The sequence below is a fragment of the Kurthia populi genome (assembly GCF_042686175.1).
GTDB classification, from domain to species: Bacteria; Bacillota; Bacilli; order Bacillales_A; family Planococcaceae; genus Kurthia; species Kurthia populi.
Window position 1 is genome coordinate 40,045 of sequence record NZ_JBHUOR010000142.1, and the last position, 26,645, is coordinate 66,689.

At 39.0% G+C, this 26,645-nt stretch carries 20 protein-coding genes; 18 read left to right on the forward strand and 2 right to left on the reverse strand.

Annotation, left to right across the window (positions count from 1 at the left end; translation table 11 throughout):
* The 8 genes from pseG to ACFSY7_RS19355 all read left to right on the forward strand — a co-directional run bounded on the left by pseG (position 1) and on the right by ACFSY7_RS19355 (position 7,143).
* On the forward strand, positions 1-978 hold the full coding sequence (pseG, locus tag ACFSY7_RS19320) for a UDP-2,4-diacetamido-2,4,6-trideoxy-beta-L-altropyranose hydrolase (protein ID WP_380149264.1): 978 nt from the start codon (positions 1-3) through the stop codon (positions 976-978).
* Entirely contained in the window at positions 975-2,021 is a 1,047-nt protein-coding gene (pseI, locus tag ACFSY7_RS19325; protein WP_380149266.1) for a pseudaminic acid synthase, read from the forward strand. The genes pseG and pseI overlap by 4 nt, the downstream gene beginning before the upstream one ends.
* Entirely contained in the window at positions 2,021-3,154 is a 1,134-nt protein-coding gene (gene pseC / locus ACFSY7_RS19330) for a UDP-4-amino-4,6-dideoxy-N-acetyl-beta-L-altrosamine transaminase (RefSeq protein ID WP_380149267.1), read from the forward strand. The genes pseI and pseC overlap by 1 nt, the downstream gene beginning before the upstream one ends.
* Positions 3,155-3,211: 57 nt before the next feature.
* On the forward strand, positions 3,212-4,384 hold the full coding sequence (locus tag ACFSY7_RS19335; protein ID WP_380149268.1) for a motility associated factor glycosyltransferase family protein: 1,173 nt from the start codon (positions 3,212-3,214) through the stop codon (positions 4,382-4,384).
* Positions 4,385-4,453: 69 nt separating this feature from the next.
* Positions 4,454-4,822 carry a flagellar protein FlaG gene (locus ACFSY7_RS19340; RefSeq protein WP_380149269.1) on the forward strand — a complete coding sequence of 123 codons (369 nt, stop codon included), beginning with the start codon at positions 4,454-4,456 and terminating at the stop codon, positions 4,820-4,822.
* A 15-nt stretch (positions 4,823-4,837) separates the two neighbouring features.
* Positions 4,838-6,346: a flagellar filament capping protein FliD gene (gene fliD / locus ACFSY7_RS19345; RefSeq protein WP_380149270.1), complete on the forward strand. Its 1,509-nt coding sequence runs from the start codon at positions 4,838-4,840 to the stop codon at positions 6,344-6,346.
* Positions 6,347-6,379: 33 nt separating this feature from the next.
* Positions 6,380-6,778 carry a flagellar export chaperone FliS gene (gene fliS, locus ACFSY7_RS19350; protein WP_380149271.1) on the forward strand — a complete coding sequence of 133 codons (399 nt, stop codon included), beginning with the start codon at positions 6,380-6,382 and terminating at the stop codon, positions 6,776-6,778.
* Positions 6,778-7,143: a flagellar protein FliT gene (locus ACFSY7_RS19355; RefSeq protein ID WP_380149273.1), complete on the forward strand. Its 366-nt coding sequence runs from the start codon at positions 6,778-6,780 to the stop codon at positions 7,141-7,143. The genes fliS and ACFSY7_RS19355 overlap by 1 nt, the downstream gene beginning before the upstream one ends.
* A 46-nt stretch (positions 7,144-7,189) precedes the next feature.
* Here ACFSY7_RS19355 and fliB read toward each other — a convergent pair whose 3' ends face one another.
* Positions 7,190-8,389, reverse strand: coding sequence for a flagellin lysine-N-methylase (gene fliB / locus ACFSY7_RS19360; RefSeq protein WP_380149275.1), 1,200 nt, complete (start codon positions 8,387-8,389; stop codon positions 7,190-7,192).
* Positions 8,390-8,580: 191 nt separating this feature from the next.
* On the opposite strand from fliB, the gene ACFSY7_RS19365 reads away from it, so the two are divergent.
* The 6 genes from ACFSY7_RS19365 to prfB all read left to right on the forward strand — a co-directional run bounded on the left by ACFSY7_RS19365 (position 8,581) and on the right by prfB (position 20,022).
* Positions 8,581-13,923, forward strand: coding sequence for a hypothetical protein (locus ACFSY7_RS19365; RefSeq protein WP_380149276.1), 5,343 nt, complete (start codon positions 8,581-8,583; stop codon positions 13,921-13,923).
* Between the two features lie 213 nt (positions 13,924-14,136).
* On the forward strand, positions 14,137-14,523 hold the full coding sequence (locus ACFSY7_RS19370) for a PilZ domain-containing protein (RefSeq protein ID WP_380149278.1): 387 nt from the start codon (positions 14,137-14,139) through the stop codon (positions 14,521-14,523).
* A 253-nt stretch (positions 14,524-14,776) separates the two neighbouring features.
* Positions 14,777-15,340, forward strand: a complete 564-nt coding sequence (hpf, locus tag ACFSY7_RS19375) for a ribosome hibernation-promoting factor, HPF/YfiA family (RefSeq protein ID WP_020189212.1) — start codon at positions 14,777-14,779, stop codon at positions 15,338-15,340.
* Positions 15,341-15,440: 100 nt separating this feature from the next.
* A complete protein-coding gene (locus ACFSY7_RS19380) occupies positions 15,441-16,067 on the forward strand; it encodes an acetyltransferase (protein ID WP_380149280.1) in 627 nt (208 codons plus the stop codon).
* Between the two features lie 211 nt (positions 16,068-16,278).
* A complete protein-coding gene (secA, locus tag ACFSY7_RS19385) occupies positions 16,279-18,840 on the forward strand; it encodes a preprotein translocase subunit SecA (protein WP_380149281.1) in 2,562 nt (853 codons plus the stop codon).
* 77 nt (positions 18,841-18,917) lie between these two features.
* Positions 18,918-20,022, forward strand: a protein-coding gene (gene prfB / locus ACFSY7_RS19390) for a peptide chain release factor 2 (RefSeq protein ID WP_380149282.1) whose coding sequence is annotated in 2 segments (ribosomal slippage) — positions 18,918-18,992 and positions 18,994-20,022 — 1,104 coding nt in all. Because the reading frame shifts where the segments join, the coding sequence is not laid out codon by codon here.
* 45 nt (positions 20,023-20,067) lie between these two features.
* Here prfB and ACFSY7_RS19395 read toward each other — a convergent pair.
* The gene (locus ACFSY7_RS19395; protein ID WP_020189216.1) at positions 20,068-20,619 is read right to left on the reverse strand and encodes a competence protein ComK; all 552 of its coding nucleotides are present in this window, start codon (positions 20,617-20,619) and stop codon (positions 20,068-20,070) included.
* Positions 20,620-20,808: 189 nt separating this feature from the next.
* On the opposite strand from ACFSY7_RS19395, the gene ACFSY7_RS19400 reads away from it, so the two are divergent.
* From ACFSY7_RS19400 to ACFSY7_RS19415, 4 genes are all read left to right on the forward strand, one after another.
* Positions 20,809-21,036, forward strand: coding sequence for an IDEAL domain-containing protein (locus tag ACFSY7_RS19400; protein ID WP_020189217.1), 228 nt, complete (start codon positions 20,809-20,811; stop codon positions 21,034-21,036).
* A gap of 122 nt (positions 21,037-21,158) precedes the next feature.
* Entirely contained in the window at positions 21,159-23,123 is a 1,965-nt protein-coding gene (gene uvrB, locus ACFSY7_RS19405; RefSeq protein WP_020189218.1) for an excinuclease ABC subunit UvrB, read from the forward strand.
* Positions 23,124-23,128: 5 nt separating this feature from the next.
* A complete protein-coding gene (gene uvrA / locus ACFSY7_RS19410; protein WP_380149329.1) occupies positions 23,129-25,996 on the forward strand; it encodes an excinuclease ABC subunit UvrA in 2,868 nt (955 codons plus the stop codon).
* Between the two features lie 51 nt (positions 25,997-26,047).
* Positions 26,048-26,602, forward strand: coding sequence for a hypothetical protein (locus tag ACFSY7_RS19415; protein ID WP_380149284.1), 555 nt, complete (start codon positions 26,048-26,050; stop codon positions 26,600-26,602).
* Positions 26,603-26,645 lie beyond the last annotated feature (43 nt).

Here is a 26,645-nt window from a genome sequence, read left to right on the forward strand (position 1 = left end):
ATGAAATTTATTATTCGAGCAGATGCTTCTAGAGAAATTGGTAGCGGTCATATTATGCGTTGTTTAACGATTGCAGACCAATTGAAAAAAAGCGGACATGATGTACAATTTTTTATGTTGCCATTACAAGGGAATCTCATAAATTATGTTCAGCAATGTGGTTATAACACAATTACGATGTGGCAAATGGCAGATGTTATTATTGTAGATCATTATCAAATTGATGCGTCAGTGGAACAAAAGTTATATGCGTATGCTAATAAAATTGTTGTAATTGATGATTTAGCGAATCGTCCACATATTTGTGATGTTTTGATTGACCAAAATATTATTGAAGATTATGCATATCGCTATGATACTCTTGTGCCAAAAACTTGTGTGAAATTACTTGGACCACAATATTTAATTATGCGTGATGAATTTGTCGAAGCTCGCCAACATCGTCGGAAACGTAATAATAACGTAAAACAATTATTAGTTTTTATGGGGGGAACAGACCCAACACACGAAACGATGAAAGTACTCGAAGCGCTTGAAAAATTTACGTTTGAAAAAGTACATGTTGTATGTGGCAATGGGAATGAACAAAAAGCGGCAATTCAATTAATTTGTGAACAACAAGGATACTGCTATCATCAACAAATTGACTATATGGCAAAATTAATGAACGAAGTCGACTTTTCAATTGGAGCAGGTGGGAGTACAACGTGGGAACGCTGTTATGTAGGTCTCCCTTCATCTAGTACAATTGTTGCCGATAATCAAACTGAGACAACTTATTTTACTGAAAAATTAGGTGCTGTTATTAATTTAGGATGGCATGAGCAAGTAACGAGCGAAACATATAAAGGTTTATTAGCATTTATTCAACAGCATCCTGAAAAATTAAGTATGCTTAGCAAGCAAGGACTACAGCTAACAGAAAGTAATGGTATATCAAATCCTTGGATAAAAGAATTATTGGAGATGAACACATGATTAAAATTGGAGACCGTTTAATCGGCAAAAACTACAGACCATTTATTATTGCGGAAATGTCAGGAAATCATAACCACTCATTAGAACGTGCCTTACATTTAGTAGAGCTTGCAGCACAAGCTGGTGCCGACGCTGTAAAATTACAAACGTATACACCAGATACGATTACATTAGATGTACATACGAATGAATTTTTTATTTCGAATGAAAAAGATTTATGGAAAGGGCAATCACTCTACAATTTGTACCAAAAAGCGTATACACCATGGGAATGGCATCAAGCCATTTTTGATAAATGTGAGGAGCTAGGATTGTTAGCATTTAGCTCTCCATTTGATGAGACAGCGGTAGATTTTTTAGAAACATTAAATGTACCAGCGTATAAAATTGCATCGTTTGAAAATGTTGATATTCCATTAATTAAAAAGGTCGCACGTACAGGAAAACCAATCATTATTTCAACAGGAATGGCAACAGCAGCAGAACTAGATGAAGCTGTACGAGCTGTTCGTGAAGAGGGTAATAATCAACTTGTGCTTTTAAAATGTACGAGCACGTACCCTGCGACACCGGAAAATTCAAACCTCGCAACGATTCCACATATGCGTGAATTGTTTGATGTAGAAATTGGTTTATCTGATCATACGATGGGAACGGGCGTATCAGTAGCAGCAGTAGCACTTGGCGCAACCGTCATTGAAAAGCATTTTACAACAGCGCGTGCTGACGGAGGCGTTGATTCAACCTTTTCAATGGAGCCACATGAGCTAAAGCAGCTTGTTGAAGATACAGAACGTGCGTGGCAAAGTATTGGACATATTCAATATGGGCCAACAGAAGCAGAGAAGCCATCGCTAAATGCTCGACGTTCATTATATGTAGGGGAAGATATGAAAGCAGGCGATGTTTTCACGAAAGAAAACTTACGCGATGTTCGCCCGGGTCTAGGATTACCTACAAAATACTATGATATTTTACTAGGGAAAACGATTAAAACAGATGCTATAAAAGGAACACCTGTTAGCTGGGAGTTAGTTTTATAATGGAAAAACGCAAAGAATTTCTACCTTACAGCACGCAATGGATTTCAGACGAGGACATCGAAGCGGTAATTGAAACGTTAAAATCACCATTTTTAACGACAGGGCCGAAAGTAAAAGAATTTGAAGAAGTAGTGGCACAGTATGTAGGAGCAAAATATGCAGTGTCATTTGCGAATGGTACAGCAGCACTTCATGGGGCCTGCTACGCAGCTGGTGTTAGCGAAGGTGATGAGGTTATTACAACGCCGATTACGTTTGCGGCAAGTGCAAACTGTGCGCGTTATATGGGAGCGAAGGTTGTCTTTGCAGATATTGACGAGCACACGTACAATATTGACCCACAGGAAATCGCACGCCATATTACACCGCAAACAAAGGCAATTATTCCGGTAGATTTCACCGGCCAGCCAGTTGATATTGATGCGATTATGGATATTGCACATGCCAATAATTTAGTCGTTATTGAGGACGGAGCGCATTCATTAGGGGCAGATTATAAGGACCGTAAAGTAGGCGCGACTGCTGATATGACAATGTTTAGCTTTCACCCAGTTAAGCCTGTAACAACAGGTGAGGGTGGTATTATTGTGACAAATAATAAGGAATTCTACGAGAAATTATTATTATTCCGTGGTCATGGGATTACACATACGCCTTATGCTGAAGAGCAAGGTGGCTGGTATTATGAGATGGTTGATTTAGGCTTTAATTATCGCATGACAGATATTCAAGCAGCCCTTGGCGTTTCGCAAATGAAAAAATTAGACAGCTTTATTAACAAACGTCAAGAACTAGCTGCATTATATACAGAGAAATTAACAATGATTGATGGTGTCACAGCACCACAACAATTAGCTAATACAAATTCTGGTTGGCATTTATATTCAGTACAGTTAAATCCTGAAACACTAGGAAAATCGCGTAAGCAAATTTTTGAAGAATTACGTGCCGCAAATATCGGCGTCCATGTCCATTATATTCCGGTGTATTGGCACCCTTATTATCAAGAGCTAGGTTATGCACGTGGCCTATGTCCGAAGGCAGAAAAATGGTATGACAATGCGTTGTCATTGCCTCTGCATCCGCAGATGAGTGAGGAAGATGTTGATATGGTGTTAAGCTATTTTAGCTAATTAAAAGAAAAGTTATAGCTTCTTCAAGCTATAGCTTTTTTTATAGAAGTGAGGAAAATGATGAATTGGCACATAGAAAAAGCTAAAAATGAGCAGAAAACAGTCAAATTAAATGACATATATCTTTACAGTAAATACAATCCACAAAGAGATGTTGAAAAGTTTATGACTACAGAAGTCGATACAACTAATAAAAAATTTATTTTAGTAGGGTTAGGACTTGGTTATCATTTAGATTATTTAGTGGAGCATTTAGAAAATATTGAAGTACAGTATATTTTATTGGATGAACAAGAAAAAGAAGTTTACTTAGAACATAATACAAAGAAATATTTACAATTGCCAAATGTTCATGCTTTTAAATCAGTTGAAGCATTTAATGAACAAGCTCAAATTATTATTCCACAATCTTTTTTACGTGCAATTGGTCATAATCACCCGTTGTTTGAATTTATTGAAGATATTAAGATTCGACAAGTATCTTATAGGCGTTTTAAAGAACAAATGATAGAAAATTTTAGTGAAAATATCAAATTATTTACGCCGCTTTTAAAAATAACTACATCTAAAAAAGCAGCACTCGTAGCGTCAGGACCTTCTTTAAATAACACAATTTCTTGGTTGCAAAAACATCAACAAGAATTCGATATTTATTGTGTTGGGTCAGCCTTAAAGGTGTTATTAGCGCATCAAATTATGCCAACTGCTGTTTTTATGACAGATGCACAACCTACGATGTTGGAACAAATCGATATGAGATATAACGGCATCCTCTATTTTTTAAGCACAGCAAATTACCAAGCTGTTAGTGAACACCCAGGAGAAAAACAAATACTATTTCAAAAAGGGTTTACTCGTGCCGAAAAATTTGCCAAACAGTACGAACAGCCTCTATTTGAAACAGGTGGCTCTGTTGCAACAACAACTTTTTCGTATATCGAATGGCTTGGCTATAAAGAATTATATTTATTTGGACAAGATTTAGGGTTTAGCGAAATGCAAACACATGCGATGGGTTCTACATCGGGAAAAGAAATTAAAAAATACAATCAATTGTTAGATGTAGTGGCAAATGATCATACCATTATTCGTACGACGCCTAATTTATTAAGTTATAAACGTTGGTTTGATCAGGCATTTAGCAAAACAACGATGAAAATATTCAATACTTCAGAAAAGGGTGCAAAATTAAAAAACACAACTTTTTTTGATACAACATTAAAATCGTAAAGAATTCTACATATTCATTTAATAAATCCGATATAAAAAGAAAGCTTTCAAAATAGAGGAGGTGCACAGATGAAAGTATCAACAACACCTAGTGAAGTCGTAAAACCTATAGAAAAAATGCGGGCTACATTAAATTTTACAACTTCTAAGCAAGATAACATCAGACAATCAGAAAAGAACATCTCTGAAATGACCGATGAAAATGGCAATCCAACAGAACAAGCGTATCAAACAGCGGTAAATAAAATGAATGAATTTATGGAGCATACGCAACGAAATTCTAAATTTATTTTTCACAGTGATTTAGAACGCTATTATGTTGAGTTAGTAGATGCAGAATCCCAAGAAGTTGTAAAAGAAATTCCACCAAAGGAATTATTAGATGCGTATTATGAAATGCAAAAACTAGCAGGAAAGATTTTTGATACACAAGCATAGTGAGGAGGAACAATAATGTCACCAGTAAATAATGCAACAAGTTCACAATTAGCGTATTCTTATTTACAATCAAAGAATAAAATTAGTGGTTTAGTATCTGGAATGGATATCGAATCTATTATGGAAAAATTAATGAAAGCTGAAAGTTCTCAAATGGAGAAGCTTCAGCAACAAAAACAAAAATATGAATGGCGTCGAGATGCATATAGAGAAGTAAATACAACTTTAGAAACTTTCAGAAGTAATACTTTTGACAATTTTGGCCTTTCAAAGAATTGGAATATAAGAAATGTTTCAAATAGTAGCCCTTCTAGTGTAAATATATCTGCTGGAAATGATGCTACGGGGAATTTAACAATTAGCAAAGCAGAAAAAGCGCAGGCTGCACAGAGTGTATCTAAAGAAAATACTAATATTTCAGGCTCTACTAAAATTAGCGATTTATTAGGTGTGGCTGAAGGTAGCTTTAATATGTCGTCAGTAGGAGAAAAAGGTACTTTATCTAATGTGGCAGAAGTAAAATATACATCCGAAGATACTGTAGATAGTTTGGTTGCCAAAATCAATTCTTCTAAAGCTGGAGTCACAGCCATTTTTGCAAATGGCAAATTTTCAATAACTGCAAATAACACCGGAAGAGCAACAGATTCAGCAGCAGATATAGCAGTAGTCGGAGATAACAATCAATTATTTGAAAAACTAGGATTTACAACAAATGGAGCAACAGATTTTGGTCTAGCACAGGGTAAAAACGCAACTGCAACTATTAATGGAGTTGATATATCTAGTAACACTAATAAATTTAATGTAGCAGGGTACAATTTAGAACTAACTGCTAATATTTCATCAGATGTCACAATTTCTTCAACAGCAGATACTGATGGAGCTGTTAAGAAAGTAAAGGATTTTATCACGACATATAATGATTTAATTAAAACATTAAATGAGAAAACTACAGAGAAAAAAAACATAGGGTATGAGCCTTTGACAGATGCACAAAAAGCTGAAATGTCAGAAAAAGAGATTGAAAAATGGGAAGAAACTGCAAAAAAAGGTCTTTTAAAAGGTGATTCAAATTTAAGGAATGTATTGTCTGACCTAAGATCCACTCTATATTCTACTGATAAAGATAAACTTACGCTTGCATCAATTGGAGTTTCTACTACTTCGACATATACGGATGGTGGACAATTACAATTAGATGAGGAAAAATTAAAAGCTGCATTAGAAAAAGATCCAGATATTTTATCTAAAGTATTTACAGGAGATACTGGTGTAATTTCTACTATGCGTGATTCATCTAAACAAGCTATTGATAATATTAAAAATGTAGCAGGGTCTACTTTATCTACCTCTGAAAAAACGTATTCAATTGGTAGGGATATTTCTAATTTGACAGACAAAATAGAAAATTGGAAAGATCGTCTTAAAGGTATCGAGGATCGTTACTGGAAACAGTTCTCTGCAATGGAAACTGCGATTCAAAAAGCCAATAGTCAATCGTCTATCTTTATGCAAGGCTAATAATTAAGTGTTATTTAAAAGGAGTTGTTTAGTTTGTCAGTACAAAATGCATACAATGCATATAAACAAAATAGTGTTACGACCGCGTCCCCAGGTGAACTGACACTAATGCTTTATAATGGATGTATTAAATTTATCCATCAAGCAAAGAAGGCGATTGAAGTAAAAGATATTGAAGCGCGCAATAAATATGTTCAAAAGGCACAAGCAATTTTGAATGAATTGATGTCTACATTAAATATGGATATTCCGATTTCAAAAGAAATGTTCAATTTATATGACTATATGTATCATCAATTAACACAGGCAAATATTAATAATGATGTCGCAATTTTAGACGAAGTAGAAGGTTTGGTAGTCGAGTTCCGCGATACATGGAAGCAAGTGATTCAAATGAATCGCCAAAAACAATATACAGGAAATCAAGTGTAATGGATTTGATGAAGCAGCTTCTTTTATTATCTGAAAAACTTTATTCGTTTTTAGGGAAAGAGCCAGAGGATAAAGAGGATAAGCGCGATGAATACATTGAATTCGTCGATAAACTGCTAGATGCGCGAGGTCAAACAATTGATCAGCTGAAGGCGATGCCAAATAATCCGATTATCGGGCATGAATATGAGGCGCAGCTACGAGCACTTGATAAAGGGATTATCGAGCGATTGGAAACCTTTAAGAAGCAAATTGCGACCGATATGCAAAATCTGCAGAAGTCTAAAAAATCAGAAGTGCAGTACCATAATCCATATGGTGCGGTAAGTACGATGGATGGTACGTATTACGATAAAAAGAAATAATACAAAAAATGAGAGATGGCCTTAAAGACCATCCCTCATTTTTAGTTTAAATACGAATCATCATCGTTATTTGTGATAGTATTGACGCGTGATTTTGTTGGAGAATATTTGAAATTATGGATTTATATGATGAGTTATGAGAAAGAGATTTATTATATTTTTGAATAATGTATATCGCATCTTCTAAGAGTGATTCGGAGTTTGATAGATAACCGCTAATAAATATACGCAGCATAGCAAAATCTACACAAATACTTGTAAAACCATCAATTATGTGTTGAGGGTTCGCTTGCTTTATTTTTTCAAAAACAGCATTGACTAGATAATTTTCTAAAATAAAAGCGTATTTAGATATGAACGGGATATAATTTTTACTTAATGCTAACTTGAATTCTTCAATAGATTCATTTAAAAAATTATTATCATTTAATTTTAAATTATTTTTGATAACCGTTGTCAAATCATTAAATTCTTTTGAGGATTTATAGTTTAAAATTGAAAGTGAAAATTGTAATTGTTTGTCATATTGTATATGAATGTTCTTGAAAAGCGATTGTAAATCATCCATTTTTAAATAAGTATTATATTTTTGAACTAATGGCTCGATAGTTTGAGCATTTAACGATTTTAATTCAATATATTTTTGTAAAAACATCGCTATAATTAATAATCTTGTTTCAAGTGAATGCTTTCGATTTTGCAATGTATCAATCATAAAGATACGAACTTTCCAAAATAACTCATTTTCTTCAATAGATTGAGTGAAATTTGTTAAAGAAGGAATGTGTTCGATACCTTCTTCTTCTATAAAATCCAATCCTTCGGGACGATTTAAAATAATACGAGCAGCTTCTGGGCAAGATAATGTTAACGTTTTTTCAAAAATATTGTTAATTGTTGCGATTTCACGCGGATAGACAGTACAAGTATGACAAAGCGCTTCTGCACCTAATATATTTTGAATGCTACATAATCCATCTTTGGTTAACATAGTGCAAGCGTTGTTATCATCCATTTTAAATTGGCCGTAATTAAATTCATTGACGTCTGCAGAACGGTTACGTTTAATATTTTTTTGTAGTTCTTTTTTTATGTTTAGATTACTTTCTTTTTTATATTTTTTAAATGTTTTTTGATCAATATCAATCCGCCAGCCAGCACAGCATGTATCTTCACAGGCACCGCCAATGCACTGGAATTCATTAAAGTAAGTAGGAATTAACCGTCTTTGTAATTGTTCTTTCATAGAGAAGCTCCTTATAAAATATATTTCTGTTTATATCGACATAGATGTAAGAGGCTTTAGCTTGTGAGCTAGGGTCTCTTTTTCCTTCTCTCCCTTTATTTCTCGCAAATCTTACCGATACAAACCATATACCAAGAAAACGAATACTCAAAGAATAGAACAAGCGAGAGAACGAAAGGGAGGATTTCCGAGTGCATAAGAAAATTTTAACGGCGAGTCTTGCGGTTGCGCTGACAGTGCCAGTTTGGCTAACATCGGCTTTTCCAAACGGAAGTCAGGTCGCACAGGCGGCAACGAAGAAACCAACAAAAAAAGCGAAAGCGGTCATTGATAAGATTAAGGCGATTGATTCGAAAAAGACAAATTATATCGCAAAAACGCGTGCGGCGAACAATGCGTATAAAAAATTATCGACAGCAGATAAAAAGTTAGTCAGTAATTATAGTACGCTGAAAAAACATGTGGCTAAAATTGCGCCACTTGAGAAAAAAATCAAGGCTTTAACAGCACAAGTCAATTCGATTACGACGAAAAACTATTTGACGCAAGCGCCGAAAGCACAAAAAACGTATGATGCGATGACGAGCATTACAAAGGCAGCAGTTCCTACAACAACATTGAAGAGATTGCAAAAGTATTCAAATCCAGCGCAAGCGAAAGCATCGTATAAAAATGTTGTTAACTTATTATCGACAATTACAACGGATCCAGATGGCGAATCGATTGTCGTAGATATTAGCAAAGACGGCATGATTTTAGATGCGAATGGTGAGTTGGATAAAACCTATACATCGAATAAAACATTGGCAGCAAAGCAGTTGCAGTCATTTTTAGCGGACTATAAAAAAATGGATGATTTCCAAAAGAGTTTATTTGATGCGGACGAAATTGCGAAAATCAACGAGTATTTAAAAGATGAAGACAAAATCAATCAATCAGTGGAATTGGCGAAATTATATGAGGCGTTAAATCCGACGAATAAAAATTTTGATAGTAAATCATTTGAATTAATGATGGCCTATCATGATTTTAGTGTGCTTTATCCGAAAGAAACGATTGACGGAAAACTGACACAACGCTATATCGATCCGTATTATGTCGAGGCAATGGATATCATTTACGAAAAGTATCGCGATACGCATGCGAAGCTCACGGCCTATAATCAAGCGCTTGAAGTATTAGAAGATACACCAAATGTGAGACTTGCGACGATTAAAGCGGCAGAGGACGCGTATAAAGCATCGACTAAGTTAAGCCAAGGAATTCAACTCTCGAAATACCTTGAGAAGGATTTTGTGAAGCTTTACGAAGCCTACGCGGAAATACCTGAACTACTGCGCACATTAAATCGTGCGGAAGCCTATGATTCAATTAATTGGGATCCGAATGAAAAGGTAGCTGCGAACCAAAAAAATATTCAGCTTGAAAAGCATCGCGAGACAATCGCTGAAGCACAAAAGCAATATAAAAAATTAGGTGAGGATCAACAAAAATTTGTCGATGCCCTAACCGCTGGAACAATCGAACAGTCATCGGTATTGCCAAGCCCGGTAACATTAGTGAACCCGTACGGCTTTACAAAAGCAGAGTCGGAAAAAATCGCGTTAAACCGTAGCTTTTTCCCAGAAGAAACCCAAATTAAAGATGCCGAAAAGCTTGATAAAACATATGTCAAAGCAGTTGATAAAAATGACTTACAAGCATTAATTGATTCATCGGTCGATTTCGGGAAAGCACTTCCTGAAGTGAAGAAATATACGATTTTCGGCAAAGAGATGGCCTCTGTACAAGAAACGTATAAAGACCAAATTGCCGATATTAATAAGTTTAAAGAGCAAGTGGCGTTACTGAATCAGGGGAAAACTGCGACAATTACAGTGCCTGATGCGAATAAACCGAATGAATTAAAAATTGATAATAAAAAAGATATTATAACGGCGGCGGATGTTGATGCAGCGCTTGAAGCACTGCGAAGCGCATATAAGGCACTTGAGGCGAAAAAGGCCGCGAATCCTGGTAAGCCAGCAGCTATGGATATGCTGCCAAAAGAGCTTGTGAAGGATTATGAGCTGTATATGACGATGCCACAGCTGATTCGTGAGGGTCAAACGTTATCGGATGAATTAGTGAAGAAGCCATATCAACCAGGTACAGCAGAGTTGAAGGTAGAAGAGAAGGATTTCAAATACAATACAGGTGATGAGGAGCGTATTGTGGCGTTTGGTAAGGCATACAATGCGTTAACTGAGCCACAGCGTCTACTTGTCGATAAAGCAGTTATCATGGATCAAGCGAATCGAAATGATAATGAAAAGACGCCAATCGCCCGTATATGGGGAACGGAATATACGCTTGTAGCGAATGCAATTAAAATTGATGCGGCGATTTTGAAGTTGGATACGGGAAGTAAGTCGTTCGCTGCAGATGTGAAAAAGGTGTACAACCAATACAAATCTGCCTCACCAAAAGTGAAAAAGTATGTTATTAACCAGGAGCGCTTGCATTGGTTTAATGGGCTTGTGTCCAAAACATCGGGCAATTATCCACAGGCAATCGCGAATAAATTTACAGAGTTAGTTGGTAAGTTAAATACGAAGAGTGCGGTTGATACAGCGACAAATGGAGCGACACCGGTCATTACGGCGGTGGATTATTATCATACGATGATTGAGCATGATACGAGCACCCAAAGTATTATCGAAAAATCGGTCATGAAGAAATACGAATCCTATGTAGAGGCGTATGAGGTTGTAAATTTACTAGCGGCAACTGATATTGAGCATCCGACAACACAGGATATTAAAAATATTCAGGACGCCATTAAAATTTACGATAAGATGTCGGTTGGACCGAAAAATGCAGTGATGAATTCATTCAAACCAGTAGGAGGCGCTGAAACACCACAGGCGAAAGTGCTTGGGAAAGTGGATGAAATCAAAACAGCTACAGAAATCGATAAGGCCTATCAAAAATTAAAGCCATCTTCCGCTACGTACCAAGTGGATATGATTAAACTGTATACGACGTTTATCAATGCATCGCCAACCGTGCGTAAATATGTGGCGGCGGCAGAAGATTTAAAAGCGATTGAAACGACGTATAAAAAAGAATACGAGGCAGCACTCGCATTTATTGCAGAAATCGATAAAATCACAGGCGCAAGCAATATTGGCGAAGTGAATGATTTAAAAGATTATTATGAGAAAAATGTTCAAAAATCAGAGATCATTCAAGCGTTTGTGCCAAAGGGAAAAATGACAGAGTACAATAAATTAATGGTGCTAATTCAAATCCAGGATGTCGCGCGCTATCAGCATTTCTATAAATACTGGTGTAGCACAGACGATATTTTATCGTATGACTACTTATATGTGGATTTATCCCATGAGGATTTATTGAAGGTGTTAAAAGCATATAACACACTCGATACGGAACAAAAAGGAATCCTTACTTCAAGTAAGCATCGTGCAGACAGTGAAACAACAACGTCTTGCTATCTGCCAAACAAGCAAGAAGAGCGAGAAGTAATACGTGATGTATCCTTCTTAGCGAGTGCAGCATTTTTAGATGAAGCATCAAAAATTGATAAGATGTATGAGGCATTAAAGCCGAGCAGCAAGGATTATTTAGAAAAAGTAATGGAATTGATTAAGACGTATGATGAAGCGGAGCCGGCAACGAAAGCATTCGTGAAGCATGCAGATGACATCGAAGCCTTAAAGGAGAAATATAAAACGGAGATTCAAGATTTAGCGAACTTTGAAAAAGCCGTTAAAGACTTATCCGTTGATAGCACAATTATGAACACAGGCGGCGCAACAGTGTATGCGGAGCAAACGGTACAAAGCGTCTATAATCGCTATAATCGTTTATCGGATTACGTTCAAAGTGTGGTCGCAGATGACATTATGAAGAAATATGAGCAGTTTGTATTGTTGCTTGATTTTTCTGTGCCAACACTGCGTGATGCAAATGATGTCGCAGTGATTGAACGTACGGTAACGACTTCTGCGGTGACGACGAAAAAGGTTACGTATACGTTGAAGGCAGAACGATTAAATCAACAAACTGTGCCACAGGATAAAGTGTTTGCTTTAGGTGTGGCAAATGATGTTTTAACGGTTGTGGCGCCTGCTAAGCCGACTGGTGCGATTATCGGTACACCGTACACATTAGCTGAAATGGAAGATTTGAAAAATGCAGTGACCGCGTACGGCAAGCTTGGGAATGTTCAAAAAACGATGGTGAAAAATTTAGAAACAACAGCAACAACTGATTTTGAAAAATCACTGAAAATCTTACCGTTTTATGTGGATCAAAAGAAATATATCGATGAAGCACAGAAGATGGAAGATTTATATGCGAAGTTTGTGACGCAATATACGGACATTCCTTACGGCGATGATCCGTCAGACCCGCGTCCACCACTTGTAGATAAAGAAGCGAAGAAATATGCAGAGGCATTAAAGGCATTAGTATTCGCCTATGATGGCTTATCGAACAATGCGCGCTGGTATTTACGCAGTGCAGATAAGATGATGGAGCAAAAACGTTATTTTGAGAAGCTGTATAGTGGGACGAAGCTAAGCGGCGACGCACTAACGCCAGCCACTGCTGCCAATGTACAAGAATTTGAAAAGGCAGTAGCGGCGCTAAGTTCGAAATCAACATTAGCTGTTGTCAATCCAATTGGTGTCAATTTAAACGATATTGCAGATGATATTTCAAACGTAGTGGCGATGTATAATAAATTATCAGATTATCAAAAAGCATGGTTAGATAGTAAAGTACTGGCACGTTATAATGAATTCTTGCCACTAATAGCGATTCGAGAAAATCTTTATAAATTACCACTCTTTGATGGCACGAAAGAATTAACAGCGCTAGATGATGAGGAGGCAGCAATTTTATCGGAAACGTTGAAGCTGCATAAAGCGTTAAAGGGCGATGCTAAGACAATTTTTGATAATACGAGCCTACCGAATAAAGAATATTTATCTGATGAGTACAATATTGCACAGGCTGAGGCAGTAGATAAGGTGATTGACTCAGTCAAAGAAGGTAGCTCATTTTTCAAACAATTTGTAAAAGCACAAAAAGCGTATGATGCTTTAACGAAGCAACAGCAAGAATATGTGAAAAATCGTAAAATGCTTACGAAGTATTATAAAAAAGTAGATAAGGTGCAGTATAAGTATGATTTCAACGGTAAGGCACCAAGATCCTTTGAAAATAAATCGAATTCGCCTAATAAACTGAGCACGTATAATCCATACGAAATGATTATCATGCTAGAAGAATTGGTGCTATATTTAGATGAAAATCAAGCGAGTATAAAAGAAGACTATTTAAAAGACGCCATCGACATGGCGAACATCCGTAACGGCCTAAATAAAATGGTTAAAATTAATGGTGTTTCGTTAAAACCATTAAACGCAGCGGATACGAAGGCGCAAACACGCTACCATTATTACTACAAGGTATTTGATATGAAAAACCAATTGAAAAACTTCAAAAAGGTTTTCCCTAAATAAAGAAAAGGCAGTTCCATTTTTTGTGGAACTGTTTTTTTAATATATTTTATTAGTTATAAATGACAAAAAACGAACAGAAAGTTTTATGTTATTTAATTCATATATTATAAAAGGTATAATAAAGGGTATGAAAAAGGGACTATAAACTTACTGAATTGATGAGTGAAGGGAGGCGTAGTGTTGCAGATAGAGGGTTTTTGCAACGCGTCTACTATGGAATATAAACGTAAGGAATCATTTCGACATAAATTGGTTTATCCAATTCAATTGGTGTGCCTTGTGAAGCACCCAGACCGTGATGCGGCATTAGAGGCGCACGGGGAAATTATTGATATTAGTCCGCGTGGCTTGCGCATTGGCTTTGAGTGCGCTTTACCGAAGGATGTGGATGAATGCACGCTAATCCTGCGTTTCGTCATTCATGAGCGCACGTTTGATGTGTCAGGCGAGACGGTCTGGAACCGTCCTAATAGTGTCGGGGCGTATACATATGGCGTACGTCTAACTATTGATGATCGGATGCAAGAAAGCATTATTGAAGATTTGAAACTGCGTCGTAAGCAGGAAGTCGCAAACAATAAAGAGAAGAAAAAAGCCTAATTACGATTGTGAAAAATCGCGTATTTTGACACGAAAAGCGTTCTTTTTCCTATATTTAAAAAATATTTTGAAAAATATTTTAAATATTTTAACGTTTAAGAAGGACTTTGCAGGGGAACTGTAGAATATAGCATTATAACAACCGTAAATAGTACGGGGGCTACGTCTACCCAACATTGATTTGTATGATAAAGTCACAGGTAGACATCCATCAATTATTCTACATGATGGAGTTCAAAAAGGAGGAGTTTACATGCTAACATTTAACATTCGTGGTGAAAACATTGAGGTAACTCCAGCAATTCGCGAGTACGTTGAGAGTAAAATTTCTAAATTAGAACGCTACTTTAACAACGATATGGACGCAACAGCTAACGTTAACTTAAAAATCTACAACGACAAACGTACAAAAGTCGAAGTGACGATTCCTATGAAGCGCTTAACATTACGTGCTGAGGAACGTAACGATGATTTATATGCCGGTGTCGATGCAATCGTAGATAAGTTAGAGCGTCAAATTCGCAAACACAAAACGAAAGTCAATCGTAAGTTCCGTGATCGCGAGGGTGTTGGTCTATACTTCGCCACTGCACCAGCAACAGAAACAGGCGCACCTGCTGTAGAAGAGGCTGAGGACGAATTACAAATTGTCCGCACGAAACAATTCTCATTAAAACCAATGGATGATGAGGAAGCAATCCTTCAAATGAACCTACTAGGTCATGACTTCTACATCTTCACAGATGCAGAGACAGACGAAACAAATATCGTCTACCGTCGTAAAGATGGAAAATACGGTCTAATCGAAACTAACTAACTTTAACCTTTCAAAATAGCCTGAAGCTTTTGCTTTAGGCTATTTTTTATGTGTTTTTTTATCGGATTCGGGAATTTAGTAGAAAAAGGGGGTTGGTGTGATGGATTATATTTTAATTGGTAATAGTGGGCATGCGCGTGTGATTCGTGATTGTATCGAAGCGAGTGGTGACCGAATTTTTGCAATTCTTGATGATAAGGATGCGATTCCGTCAATGGATGGTGATATTTTTAGAGGGCCGCTTAGCGAGGTAGGACGACTGTTAGAAATTGATCATCGGCGCGTCATTTTAGCTTATAGCGATAATGGTGTGCGCAAGCAACTCGTCGATTATTTGAAGCTTCCTGATGAGAAGTATGGCATTGTCATTCATCCGAAGGCAGTTGTCAGCCATTATAGTGAGATTGGCGCGGGCTCGGTCGTGCTGCCTGGAGCAGTCGTAAACTCGGGCGCGGTCATTGGCAAGCATTGTATTTTGAACTCGCAGTCGGTTGTTGAGCATGAGAGTTTGTTACAAGATTATGTCCATGTGTCAACGGGCGCATCGATTACACGCGAGGTCGTTGTCGAAACAGGTGCTAGCCTTGGGGCAAATAGTACCATTATTCCAAATCGTAAAATTGGTGAGTGGTCGATTGTTGGTGCGGGCTCTGCGGTGATTGCGGATCTGCCACCGGGGTGTACAGCAGTCGGTTGTCCGGCGAAAATCTTAGAAAAAGAAGGTTAAATGAAGCTGATTCTTCCAAAGTTCGTAATTTTTTGGAAGAATCAGCTCTTTTCATTGCTACAATTCCATTTTTTCATTACAATAAAATATGGCGATGTATAATGATTTATACAATTTAGAGGGAATTCAGGATGATAATAATTCAATAAATCTGTTACTTTTGTATCGAGTAGCAGAATGAGGATTAAGACTATATAGGATGTGAACATAAATGCTTGGCATTTTAAATAAAATTTTTGATCCGAATAAACGTGAACTAAAACACTTAAACAAAGTGGCGGATCAGGTAGAGGCACTTGCTGACAAATTTGCAGCAATGTCGGATGATCAATTAAAACAAAACTCAGAAGACTATAAACAACGTATTGCAAATGGGGAGGACTTAGATAAAATTCGTCCAGAAGCATTTGCGAATATTCGCGAAGCGGCGAAACGCGTATTAGGCTTATATCCATACCGCGTACAAATCATGGGTGGTTCTACACTTCATGAGGGGAATATCGCAGAAATGAAAACCGGTGAAGGTAAAACGTTAACGGGGACATTACCTGTGTATTTAAACGCGCTTACTGGGAAAGGCGTACACGTTGTAACGGTCAATGAATACTTAGCAGAACGTGATGCGGAAACAATGCGTCCACTGTATGAGTTCCTTGGCTTAACAGTCGGCTTGAACCTAAGCAGCATGTCAAAAGATGAAAAGCGCGAGGCGTATGCATGTGATATCACATACAGCACAAATAATGAGCTGGGCTTTGACTATTTACGTGACAATATGGTGCTTTATAAAGAAGAGCGCGTACAGCGTCCACTTTACTATGCCGTAATCGATGAAACCGATTCAGCGTTAATCGATGAAGCGCGTACACCACTTATCATCTCTGGACAAGCGAACAAATCAGCAGCACTTTACAAGCAATCGAATGCGTTTGTGCGCACGTTAAAACAAGCAAAAGGTACAAAAAATAAAGAAGGCAAAATGGAGTACGGTGAAGGCGACTACACATACGACATTGAAACAAAGGCGACAGCTCTTACTGAAGCAGGTATGGAGAAAGCAGAACGTGCCTTCAATATCGATAACTTATTCGATTTATCACATGTCCAGTTATTACATGCGATTAACCAATCATTAAAAGCGCATGCAGCAATGCACTTAGATGTGGATTATGTTGTACAAGACGGCGAAATCATGATCGTTGATGGTTTCACGGGTCGTATTATGAATGGACGTCGTTACTCTGATGGCTTACACCAAGCAATCGAGGCAAAAGAGGGCGTTGATATTCAAAATGAATCAATGACAATGGCGACAATTACTTTCCAAAACTTCTTCCGTATGTATGAAAAACTGTCTGGTATGACAGGTACAGCGAAAACAGAAGAAGAGGAATTCCGTAACATTTACAATATGAATGTTGTCGTTATTCCAACAAATAAACCAATTGCGCGTGATGACCGTCCGGACTTAATCTACGCAACAATGCAAGGGAAATTCGTTTCGGTGGCGAATGAAATCGCAGAGCGTCATCACAAAGGCCAACCTGTGCTTGTTGGTACGGTTGCCATTGAAACATCTGAATTATTATCAGAGCTACTTCGTAAACGTGGCATTCCACATGAAGTATTAAATGCGAAACATAACGAGCGCGAGGCAGAAATCGTTGCACTGGCTGGCCAACGCGGCGCGGTAACAATCGCGACAAATATGGCTGGTCGTGGTACCGATATCAAGCTTGGTGAGGGTGTACTTGAACTTGGCGGTTTAGCTGTCATAGGTACAGAGCGTCATGAATCTCGTCGTATCGATAACCAATTACGTGGTCGTGCTGGTCGTCAAGGTGACCCAGGTGTATCTCAATTCTACCTATCACTTGAAGATGACTTAATGAAACGTTTCGGTTCAGACAGCATGAAAGCGATGATGACGCGTCTAGGTATGGACGATTCACAGCCTATCCAATCAGGTATGGTTTCAAAAGCGGTTGAATCTGCACAAAAACGTGTTGAGGGGAATAACTTCGATGCACGTAAACGTTTATTACAATATGATGATGTCTCACGTCAACAACGTGAAATCATTTACAAAGAGCGCTACGAAGTATTGGAAACAGAAGATATGCGTCACTTAGTAGAATCAATGATTGATGATGTATTAGTATCAACTATTCAATCATTCACAGTCGCTGAAAATCCAGATGACTGGAACTACGAGTCAATGCTTACATTCTTAAATACAAACTTACTACGCGATGATTCGGTGACAATTGATGATTTACATGGTAAAACATCAGATGAAATCATCGACATGGTACGTGCGCTTGTAAAAGAGCAATACGACGAAAAAGAAGCGGAAATGACACCAGAACGTATGCGTGAATTTGAAAAAGTTATTTTACTTCGCGCGATTGATTCAAAATGGATCGACCACATCGATGCAATGGAACAATTACGTCAAGGGATTCATTTACGTGCGTATGCGCAAACAGATCCACTTCACGAATACGAGCAAGAGGGCTTCCGTATGTTCAACTTAATGCTTGAAGCAATCAAGGAAGATGTTGCACGTTTCGCAATGAAAGCGGAAATTCGCTCGAACTTAGAGCGTGAAGAAGTAGCGAAAGGGCAAGCGGTGAATCCGAAAGAGGAAAGCCAAGGCAAAAAGAAAAAACGTCAGCCTGTTCGCAAAAAACAAGAAATCGGCCGCAATGATTTATGCCCATGTGGTAGCGGTAAAAAATATAAAAACTGTCACGGTGCAGTTGAAGAATAAGAGATCGTCGGAAATAGGGCTGTGAGTTCCATTGATCACAGTCCTATTTGTGATTTTACAAACGGGAGGACAACGACATGCTAGAATTATCAGATATACGAAATGCGCTAGATGCCACTGCAACAAAAATTGAAGACTTTAGGGGGTCTCTTTGACTTAGAAAACAAAGAGTTCCGTATTCAAGAAATGGATGAAATTATGTTGGACCCATCCTTTTGGGATGACCAACAAAAAGCGCAAGCTATTATTAACGAATCAAAGGGCTTAAAGGAAGTAGTGAATGAATTTTACTCACTTGAATCTGACCAGGAAGAGTTAGAGATGACCTTGGAATTATTAAAGGAGGAGCCAGATGAGGAGCTATTAGCTGAAGCTGGTGAATCCCTTGATACCTTCAAAAATCGTGTGGATGAATTTGAACTACAAATGCTTTTAAGTGATCCATATGATAAAAATAATGCGATTTTAGAATTACATCCAGGTGCTGGTGGTACAGAGTCTCAGGACTGGGGAACGATGCTACTGCGCATGTATACGCGCTGGGCAGAGCAGCATGATTTTAAAGTGGAAACATTGGATTATTTGCCGGGCGATGAGGCGGGACTGAAATCTGTAACGCTCGCAATCCGTGGACATAATGCATACGGCTATTTAAAAGCAGAAAAAGGCGTGCATCGTCTTGTACGTATTTCGCCGTTTGATTCAGCAGGTCGTCGTCATACGTCATTCGTGTCATGTGATGTGATGCCAGAATTTACAGATGAAGTGGTCGTGGATATTCGTACGGAAGATTTGAAAATTGATACTTACCGTGCATCAGGTGCCGGTGGTCAGCATATTAACAAAACAGAATCAGCTGTGCGTATTACACATATTCCAACAAATACAGTTGTCTCTTGTCAGGCAGAGCGCTCACAAATTAAAAACCGCGCGAAAGCAATGAGTATGCTGCAGGCGAAATTGTATCAATTGAAGCTAGAAGAAAAACAAGAGCATCTTGATGAAATTCGTGGCGAACAAAAAGAAATTGGCTGGTCAAGTCAAATTCGCTCGTATGTCTTCCACCCATATTCGATGGTGAAAGATCATCGTACAAATGTGGAGACAGGGAATGTACAAGCGGTAATGGATGGCGACATCGACCAATTTATTAATGCATATTTACGTATGCAAATGGCTTAACTAGTAGTAAAAAGGCTTGGAACGAACTAGGTTCCAAGCCTTTTTTCATTGGTCGACGGGCAGTAGCATATGAAGCGCTACTTCACCGTAAAATAATGGGGAGTACATCGAATTGAGTTGTTCAAAGTTTAACGTTCGAAAGTATTTGTCGATGGCATGAGCATGTGAAATTTGTGTACGTAAGCTGTGATAAGAGAGATTGAGGGTATGTGTTTCGCCGTTGGAGAGCTGAATGTCACATTCATTGAAGATGGCCGGGGTATAGTTTTGAATGGCATCAAAGACGACCCATTGTGTGTGACTATTGGAAGGAGATGCCGTTGGAATTAAAATCATCGGCTGCACGGCACCTAAACCGATGGGCAGCTTTTTCGTTCCTTTTGTAATTTCTTTCGATAATAAAGTAGAGGACTGAATGGATGTACCGTATAGCGCACAGGCACGGGATACGACACGTTTGACAGAGGCGTGCACGACATATTTTCGGTGACGCTCATGCACCACGGTACAGCGCTGACCTTTCCAGAGACGAGGTTCGAGTAACATTAAGTCTTTTGACACAGTGTAATGTTGTAACTCCATAATTTTTAAATTCATTATGAGCAAAACTCCTTCCTTCTACGAGCTAATTCAATTATATACGGGAAATGGTAACGTTTTCAATACTATATATTTATGTTTTTTACATAAAATACCTTATATTTATACGAAATATTCAGAAATTTTATGTTGAAATGTGAATGTCAGATGGTATATAATGAAAAAAAGGTATAGAGGTGATGACATATGGAATACCGTTCTATTAAATCAAACGATTCAAATCACTTAGGCCAGGGGTTGCAAGGTAAGGAATTACTGAACGACATTTACTTAGATTTATTTTTAAACCATGTACATGCAGATCAATACGAGGAATACTATATGCAGAAAATCGATGACGCATTAGATGCTCGTGATGAGGAACTGTTTATGCAATTAACAACTGAATTAAATGCGCTACGTGCGTCCGTATAAATAATAAAAGCATCCATCTCGTATGGGTGCTTTTATTTGATTGCTTTGAAAACGTATGTTCGGCTTTTTCGGAAGAAATATGATACACTGTACGTACGAGATTTTGACGAGGAGGGACATCGATGGATTTTGATTTACAAGCGCCTTATAAACCGAGTGGTGACCAGCCACAAGCTATCGCGGAATTAGTAGAAGGTGTTCATGAGAATAAACGCTATCAAACATTGTTAGGTGCGACGGGTACAGGGAAGACGTTTACTGTATCGAATGTTATTCAAGAAATTAAAAAGCCAACGCTTATTATTGCGCATAATAAAACATTAGCTGGGCAGCTTTACAGTGAGTTTAAAGAGTTTTTCCCAAATAATGCGGTGGAGTATTTTGTTAGTTACTATGACTACTATCAGCCGGAAGCGTATATGCCCCAAACGGATACGTATATCGAAAAAGATGCGAGCATTAATGATGAGATTGATAAATTACGTCACTCTGCCACATCTTCTTTATTTGAACGTGAGGATGTCATCATTATCGCATCGGTGTCGTGTATTTACGGCTTAGGGTCACCAGAGGAGTATAAGGAAATGGTGCTATCACTGCGCCCTGGCATGGAAATCGAGCGTAATCAATTATTGCGTAAGCTCGTAGACATTCAATATGAGCGCAATGATATCGATTTTTCGCGCGGGAAATTCCGTGTGCGCGGCGATGTTATCGAGATTTTCCCGGTGTCACGTGATGAACAATGCATTCGGGTGGAATTTTTCGGTGACGAGATTGACCGTATTCGAGAAATTGACGCATTGACAGGTGAAGTACTTGGCGACCGTGAGCATATCGCTATTTTCCCAGCATCTCACTTCGTTACGCGTGATGAAAAGTTACAAAAAGCGATTAAAAATATCGAGGTAGAGCTTGAAGGTCAGCTAGCGACAATGCGCGAAGAAGGGAAATTATTAGAGGCACAGCGTCTTGAGCAGCGTACAAATTATGATTTGGAAATGATGCGTGAAATGGGCTTTTGCTCAGGAATCGAAAACTATTCTCGTCATTTAACATTACGCGAGGCAGGGGCGACGCCGTACACATTACTCGATTACTTCCCAGATGATTTTTTACTCATTGTCGATGAAAGTCATGTTACATTACCGCAAATTCGAGGTATGTATAATGGTGACCAGGCGCGTAAAAAAATGCTTGTCGATCACGGCTTCCGTTTGCCATCTGCGATGGATAACCGTCCACTACGCTTTGAGGAATTTGAGAAGCATATTCACAATGCGATTTTCGTTTCAGCAACGCCAGGCCCATTTGAATTAGAGCATACACCAGAGATGGCACAGCAAATTATTCGTCCAACAGGCTTACTAGACCCAGAAATCGAAGTGCGTCCAATTGAAGGCCAGATTGATGATTTAATCGATGAAATTCAAGAGCGTATCGCGAAAAATGAACGTGTATTAATTACGACATTAACGAAAAAAATGTCTGAGGATTTAACGGATTATTTAAAAGAAATGGGCATCAAAGTACAGTATTTACACTCTGAGGTTAAAACGCTAGAGCGTACAGAGATTATTCGCGACCTGCGACTAGGTACGTTTGACGTGTTAGTCGGCATTAATTTACTACGTGAAGGGCTCGACATTCCAGAAGTGTCGCTTATCGCCATTTTAGATGCTGATAAAGAGGGCTTCCTACGTTCTGAGCGCTCTCTTATCCAAACGATTGGTCGCGCAGCGCGTAATTCCAACGGACATGTCATTATGTATGCAGATAAAATAACAGATTCGATGCAAAAGGCAATGGATGAAACAGCACGTCGTCGTACGATTCAGATGGCTTACAATGACGAGCATGGTGTGACACCAACGACAATTCATAAGGAAATTCGTGATGCGATTCGCGCGACGAAAGTGGCCGAAGAGGTCGATAAATATATGTCAAATAAAAAATTAACGAAAAAAGAACGCGGCGAGTTAATTGCGTCGCTTGAGGTAGAGATGAGCGAAGCCGCACGGGCACTCGATTTCGAGCGTGCAGCAGAGCTTCGGGATACGATTTTAGAGCTAAAGGCGGAAGGATGACTACGTTGAAAAATACAGAGATTGTCGTGCAAGGGGCACGTGCAAATAACTTAAAAAATATTGATGTGACAATTCCACGCGACCAATTAGTCGTCATGACGGGGTTGTCAGGTTCAGGGAAATCATCCCTCGCATTTGATACGATTTATGCAGAGGGACAGCGCCGCTATGTAGAGTCGCTGTCTGCTTATGCACGTCAATTTTTAGGCCAAATGGATAAGCCGGATGTCGATTTAATCGAGGGCTTATCACCCGCGATTTCGATTGACCAAAAAACGACGAGTAAAAATCCGCGTTCGACGGTCGGGACAGTAACGGAAATTTACGATTATTTACGCCTATTATTTGCACGTGTTGGTAAGCCGATTTGTCCAAATGATGGGATTGAAATCACATCCCAAACGGTCGAGCAAATGGTGGACCGCATTATGGAATATCCAGAGCGCACGAAACTACAATTATTAGCACCGATTGTGTCAGGGCGTAAGGGACAGCATGTGAAAATTTTAGAGGATTTGAAAAAGCAGGGCTTCGTTCGTGTACGTATTGACGGAGAAGTGCTTGATTTAGACGATTCCATTGAGCTTGAAAAAAATAAAAAGCATGATATTGATGCAGTAGTAGACCGTGTCATCGTGAAAGAGGGCGTAGAAACGCGCCTAAGTGATTCACTTGAAACGGCGCTTCGCTTAGCAGAGGGTCGCGTGAAGGTCGATGTGATGGGCGTTGAGGAGTTATTATTTAGTGAGCATCATGCCTGCCCGATTTGTGGCTTTTCGATTGGTGAGCTAGAGCCGCGTATGTTTTCATTCAACAGTCCATTTGGGGCTTGTCCAACTTGTGATGGTCTAGGCGCACAGCTAAAAGTCGATAAGGATTTAGTCATTCCAAACTGGGATTTATCACTGAATGAGGATGCCATTGTACCGTGGATTCCGACGAGCTCTGCGTACTACCCAACGCTATTAAAAACCGTGTGTAACACGTTTAATATTGATATGGATACGCCGGTGAAGGATTTACCAAAAGAGCAAATGGACATCATTTTAAATGGCTCAGGTAAAAAGGATATTCATTTCGTTTATACGAATGAGTTTGGCAATACACGGGAAAAAACAGCACCATTTGAAGGTGTGCTACCGAATGTCGATCGTCGTTTCCGTGAGACGAATTCGGATTGGATTCGTGAGCAAATGGAGAAATATATGACAGAGCTACCATGTCCAAGCTGTCATGGACATCGTTTAAAACGTGAAACTTTAGCGGTGAAAATCGATGGCAAGCATATCGGAGAAGTGACGCAGTACGCGATTCAAGAAGCACAGGCATTCTTTAATGGGTTAGAACTATCCGAAAAAGACTTCCAAATCGCACGCTTAGTGCTCCGAGAAATTAATGAACGCTTATCGTTTTTAAATAATGTCGGCCTCGATTACTTAACATTGAACCGTGCATCTGGGACCTTATCAGGCGGCGAAGCGCAGCGTATTCGCCTCGCTACACAAATTGGCTCGCGCTTAACGGGGGTTCTCTACATTTTAGATGAGCCTTCTATTGGGCTGCATCAGCGTGATAATGAGCGCTTAATTGGCACACTGCAATCGATGCGTGACCTCGGCAACACATTAATTGTCGTTGAGCATGATGAGGATACGATGCTTGCGGCCGATTATTTAATTGATGTCGGACCTGGCGCAGGGGATCACGGCGGCGAAATTATTGCGGCAGGGACACCTGAAGAAGTCATGAAAAATAAAAAATCGATTACGGGTCGTTATTTAAGTGGCGATAAATTTATTCCACTACCTATCGAGCGTCGTAAGGGTGACGGGCGTGTGCTGAAAATTAAGGGCGCAACCGAAAATAACTTAAAAGACGTAACAGTTGAAATTCCAATTGGTGTATTTACAGCGGTAACGGGTGTCTCAGGCTCTGGGAAAAGTACGTTAATTAATGAAGTGCTTTACAAAACGTTGGCACAAAAAATTAATCGTGCGAAATCGAAGCCGGGTCATTCAAAGGGGATTGAAGGCATTGAACAGCTTGAGAAAGTAATCGATATTGACCAATCGCCAATTGGCCGTACACCACGCTCAAATCCAGCGACGTATACAGGCGTTTTTGACGATATTCGTGATGTCTATGCGACGACAAATGAAGCAAAGGTACGTGGCTATAAAAAAGGTCGCTTTAGCTTTAATGTGAAAGGTGGGCGCTGTGAGGCTTGTAAGGGCGATGGCATTATTAAAATTGAAATGCACTTCTTACCAGACGTTTATGTGCCATGTGAAGTATGTCATGGTAAGCGTTACAACCGTGAAACACTTGAAGTGAAATATAAAGAGAAAAGCATTGCAGATGTCCTTAATATGACGATTGAGGACGGCACGGAATTTTTCAAAAACATTCCGAAAATCAAACGTAAGCTGCAAACACTTGTCGATGTTGGGCTTGGCTATATGAAGCTTGGGCAGCCAGCAACGACGCTATCAGGTGGTGAGGCACAGCGTGTGAAATTAGCTTCCGAGCTACATAAGCGCTCAACCGGTAAGTCGATTTACATTTTAGATGAACCAACAACAGGTCTTCATGTAGACGATATTGCGCGCTTACTCGAAGTGCTGCAGCGACTTGTCGAAAATGGCGATACCGTGCTTGTGATTGAGCATAATCTAGATGTCATTAAAGCAGTAGACCATATTATCGACTTAGGGCCTGAGGGTGGTTTCCGCGGCGGTCAGATTGTCGCAACAGGGACACCAGAAGAGGTGGCAGAGGTCGAGGTTTCATATACCGGACAGTATTTAAAACCAATTTTATCGCGTGAACGTGCGCGAATGGCATCAAAATTGGCAGAAGCAGCCGATAAATAATGTAATGCTGAGAGCTTGTTAGACAGGCTCTCTTTTTTTGGAGTGATGAGGATGTTAGTAATCGTTTCGGGGTATGCCAGTGTGGGCAAAACAACGATCGCAAAGGCTATTGCAAAGGAGATGCATGCCGCCTTTATTAATGGACCAGCGACCATCGAGCGCTTGATGGATGAAGTGCTCAGCGCAAAAGGAATTGATGGCCATAATTTTCAAACGGTCATGAAAAAGCGTTTAGAAACAGATAAGGCGGTAGATGTGCTACGCAAAATTGTCGTTGATAATGAAAAAAATGGCGTTGATACCGTGATTGAGCTATCGACGTATTATAGTGATGCCCATATTGTAGAAGATACGGATATAAAAGTACGGCATGTTGAAATAACTTTGCCAGTTGAAATGGAGCGTGCCCAATTAGCGGCGCATAATCCAACATTATATGCAGCAATGAACTGGGCAGAGCACGTAGCCACGCGCTTTCCGGTCTATTCAGATGGGGCGCTATTTGAGCAAAATGTCGTTCTCGAATATGACAATACGGTGCCGCTACAGCCAGAGCGAATCGCTGCTTTTGTAAAAAAATTCATTCGAAATGAAACTTTTTACTAATGGATTCGTAAATAGTAGTACTAACTTTTAAAGGAGCTGTTCG